The organism is Novipirellula sp., assembly GCF_041583735.1.
GTDB lineage: Bacteria > Planctomycetota > Planctomycetia > Pirellulales > Pirellulaceae > Novipirellula.
In genome coordinates, this window is the sequence record NZ_JBFHFD010000851.1 from 1 (window position 1) to 3,126 (window position 3,126).

A 3,126-nucleotide genomic window follows, 5' to 3' on the forward strand; every position below is an offset into this window, starting at 1 on the left:
GTGGTCGACCGAACGGTCTCGGCAAGCAAACTGGAATTCTTGGGTCAATGCTTGCCCGGCGAGCCGTGCTCGTCAGACGAAAGGATTGACCGAGGAATCGCCTCGCAGCTTCATCTAATGAACGGTGTCCTCATCAATGATAAGATTCGTGACTCCGATTGCCGCCTGCGATCGCTGATTGACCAGGGTGTCTCCACCGACGAGATCGTCAACACGTTTTATTTGGTTGCGTTCAGTCGGCCGCCAAGCAACGATGAACTCGCCGGCTGGGTCGATCGAATCGATTCCATCGCGGCCCCACAAGAGCGAACCGCTCGCCTTGAAGATTTCCTTTGGGCTCTTTTGAACTGCCATGAATTCTCAACCAACAACTAAGTGGCAAGCCGCCACCAACCACAACTTCATCGGTCGACGAGATTTTCTGCACGTCGGTGGACTGACCGCTTTGGGACTCGGTCTAGGCAGTCACATCGATCGAGTGAATGCGGCAAGCCCGGCTGCTCGTGCCAAGTCGTGCATCCTGATCTGGTTAGACGGCGGCCCCAGTCATCTTGAAACGCTCGATCCGAAGCCCGATGCGACCAAGGAAGTTCGCGGCCCTTTTAAAGCCATTTCGACTTCGGTGCCGGGTATTCAGATCAGCGAGTTGATGCCGCGTACGGCAGCCGCGATGCAGCATACCGCCATCATTCGTTCGATGACTTCACCGCTTGGCGAGCACAATTTCGGCACTCACTATTTGCTGACAGGCTACAAACCAACGCCTGCACTGAATTATCCTGCCATCGGATCCGTGGTGTCGCACCTGAATCGGCGTCACGGTGAAATACCGTCGCATGTGGCGATTCCCGATTTGCGAGTGGGCGGGGGAAAGTTTGCTGCCGCTGGCTACCTGCCGCCGCGTGTCGCCCCGTTTGAAGTTGGCGGTGATCCTGCCAGTCCTAACTTTCAAGTTCGTGATCTCGATCCATTCCCCGGCATCGTTGACGAACGGTTGGAACGGCGGCGGAGCTATCTGCAAACGTTGAACCGAGTCCAGGAAGCAGCGCAAAACAATCCGCCAAACGACGCCGCCTTCGAGCAAGCGTATCGATTGATGACTTCGCCGTCGGCCAAGCGTGCCTTTGATCTGTCCGCGGAAAGTGACGATGTGCGTCGCCGCTATGGCGGCAAATCAATCGGACAATGCTGTCTGCTCGCACGCCGATTGGTCGAGGCCGGGGTTCCGTTTGTTACCGTGAACAACCGCGGCTGGGATACGCACAATGACCTAGTCACACGACTGAGGGATGGCTATACCGGGGCGAAGATGCCGGTGGGGCTCGTACCATCGCTCGACATGGCTTACGCCGCGTTGATCACTGATTTGCATGATCGCGGTTTACTTGAAGATACGCTGGTCGTCGTGATGGGCGAGTTCGGCCGCACCCCGAAGCTCAATACTCAGGCCGGTCGCGACCACTGGCCTCGCGTGTTCAGCGTGATGATGGCAGGCGGCGGCATAACGGGAGGCAAAGTTATCGGCTCGAGCGACGACATGGGCGAAAGCCCCGATTCCCGTCCCGTGACGCCATCAGATCTAGCCGTAACGATCTATCGACTGCTCGGTATCAATCCGGCAACGACACTTTACACCCGCGACGGTCGTCCGGTCCAAGTCACTGCCGATGGCATCGCATTAAACGAGCTGGTGGGATGAACCGATTCACGAGTACAACGCGATTCCGCTGGATGTGTGCCCAGCAGCCCATCGTTTGCCGGTTTCGCCGCAGCGTTGTCACCGCTGCGGTGTTGATGTTGGGAACTATCGGCTTGACGCAAAGTCATGGAGCAGAACCACCGATCACCGCGCTGACAATTTCGGCTGACGACACGACACTGGTTGCCGGTTCGCAGTTGGGAGTTCACGTTATCTCCTGGCCCGAGCTCACCCCCGCACTCGTACGCGAAGTCGGTTTCCCACAGATTCACGACTTAAAATTTTCGCCCAATGGCAGGCAACTTCTGATCGTTGGCGGCGCTGCAGCGGAATACGGAGAGTGGAAACTTGTGTCGTGGCCAGGATTCGAAGTGATTGCGACTCGCACCTCGCACCGCGATGTAATTCATTCGGCGGCTTGGTTGTCCGATGACCTATTTGTGACCGGCGCGGCCGACCATGATTTGATCCAGTGGCGTCTGTCCGATGGCGAGGTGGAAGAAGTGCGTGTCGTCCATGGGCACTCGCGTCGTGTGTTGTGCATCGAATCGATAAGTGAGCAGAACTTGGTGGTCTCGGCCGGCATCGATCAGGTCTTAAGAGTGTGGAGCGGCAAGCAGGGGATTCTGTCAGAACCACCGCTTCGAAACCTGGACAACCACACCGGGGCTGTCTGCGATCTTGTGGTAAGGCCTGGTGGGCATGCGATTGTTTACCTTGCCTCGGCCAGCGTCGACAGAACGGTTCGGTTCTGGCAGCCCACGATCGGTCGGCTGGTTCGATTTGCGCGGCTGCCGGTCGAGCCAACTTCGATTGCTTGGAGCCGCGATGGTGAGCGACTCGCCGTCGGAGGCTCAGACGGAAAACTGAGAATCATCAACCCGAACACCGTCGAAATCGAACAGACACTCGACGGGATCGAAGGCTGGATATACGAAGTCGCCGCCGCGGGCGACGGCAGCTTTGCGGTCGCCGGTGCGGGCGGAGCGATAGCAAGAGTGATCGCAGCGGAACCATCGAAATAATGGATTCGTTACTGGCAGTCATCGCGTGGACCGCGTCGGGCCGAGGGCGAATTAGTCGCGTGAAGTGACTGGACAACACTTTTTTGGGACGCTTGCAGGATTTGGCAGCTTACCGGGGATCCAGAGCATCGGATACACTTTCATGAAGAGTTCCATCCCGCGTCAAAAACTTGGATGATCGTCATGCAACGAACCGCCTATGCCATTTTGGTTGCCACCTTGATCGCGTTTGGGACGCGTGCGTCTGCAGCGGAGCCGTCCCCGGCTTCCGTGTTCGAGCAGAGGATCATGCCGATCTTCAACTCACCGAATCCCTCAAGTTGTGTGCAGTGTCATCTTTCCTCGGTCGACCTAAAGGACTACATCCGGCCATCCAGTCGCGAGACGTTCTTGTCACTGCGA

Annotated in this window: 4 protein-coding genes; 3 read left to right on the forward strand and 1 reads right to left on the reverse strand. The window is 57.4% G+C overall.

Features of this window, described 5'->3' with window-relative positions; all coding sequences use genetic code 11:
* Positions 1 to 114: 114 nt before the first annotated feature.
* Positions 115 to 354 carry a hypothetical protein gene (locus tag ABX962_RS33695; RefSeq protein ID WP_372726055.1) on the reverse strand — a complete coding sequence of 80 codons (240 nt, stop codon included), beginning with the start codon at positions 352 to 354 and terminating at the stop codon, positions 115 to 117.
* On the opposite strand from ABX962_RS33695, the gene ABX962_RS33700 reads away from it, so the two are divergent.
* The 3 genes from ABX962_RS33700 to ABX962_RS33710 form a co-directional block, all read left to right on the forward strand.
* On the forward strand, positions 353 to 1,699 hold the full coding sequence (locus ABX962_RS33700; protein ID WP_372726056.1) for a DUF1501 domain-containing protein: 1,347 nt from the start codon (positions 353 to 355) through the stop codon (positions 1,697 to 1,699). The genes ABX962_RS33695 and ABX962_RS33700 overlap by 2 nt on opposite strands.
* On the forward strand, positions 1,696 to 2,724 hold the full coding sequence (locus ABX962_RS33705) for a WD40 repeat domain-containing protein (RefSeq protein ID WP_372726057.1): 1,029 nt from the start codon (positions 1,696 to 1,698) through the stop codon (positions 2,722 to 2,724). The genes ABX962_RS33700 and ABX962_RS33705 overlap by 4 nt, the downstream gene beginning before the upstream one ends.
* A gap of 183 nt (positions 2,725 to 2,907) precedes the next feature.
* A partial coding sequence (locus tag ABX962_RS33710) for a hypothetical protein (RefSeq protein WP_372726058.1) occupies positions 2,908 to 3,126 on the forward strand: 219 nt, incomplete at its 3' end.

Excerpts from the sequence above, each read along its gene's own strand:
- ABX962_RS33700 (WP_372726056.1), top strand. The coding sequence starts at position 353 with ATGAATTCTCAACCAACAACTAAGTGGCAAGCCGCCACCAACCACAAC.
- ABX962_RS33695 (WP_372726055.1), bottom strand. The coding sequence starts at position 354 with ATGGCAGTTCAAAAGAGCCCAAAGGAAATCTTCAAGGCGAGCGGTTCG.
- ABX962_RS33705 (WP_372726057.1), top strand. The coding sequence starts at position 1,696 with ATGAACCGATTCACGAGTACAACGCGATTCCGCTGGATGTGTGCCCAG.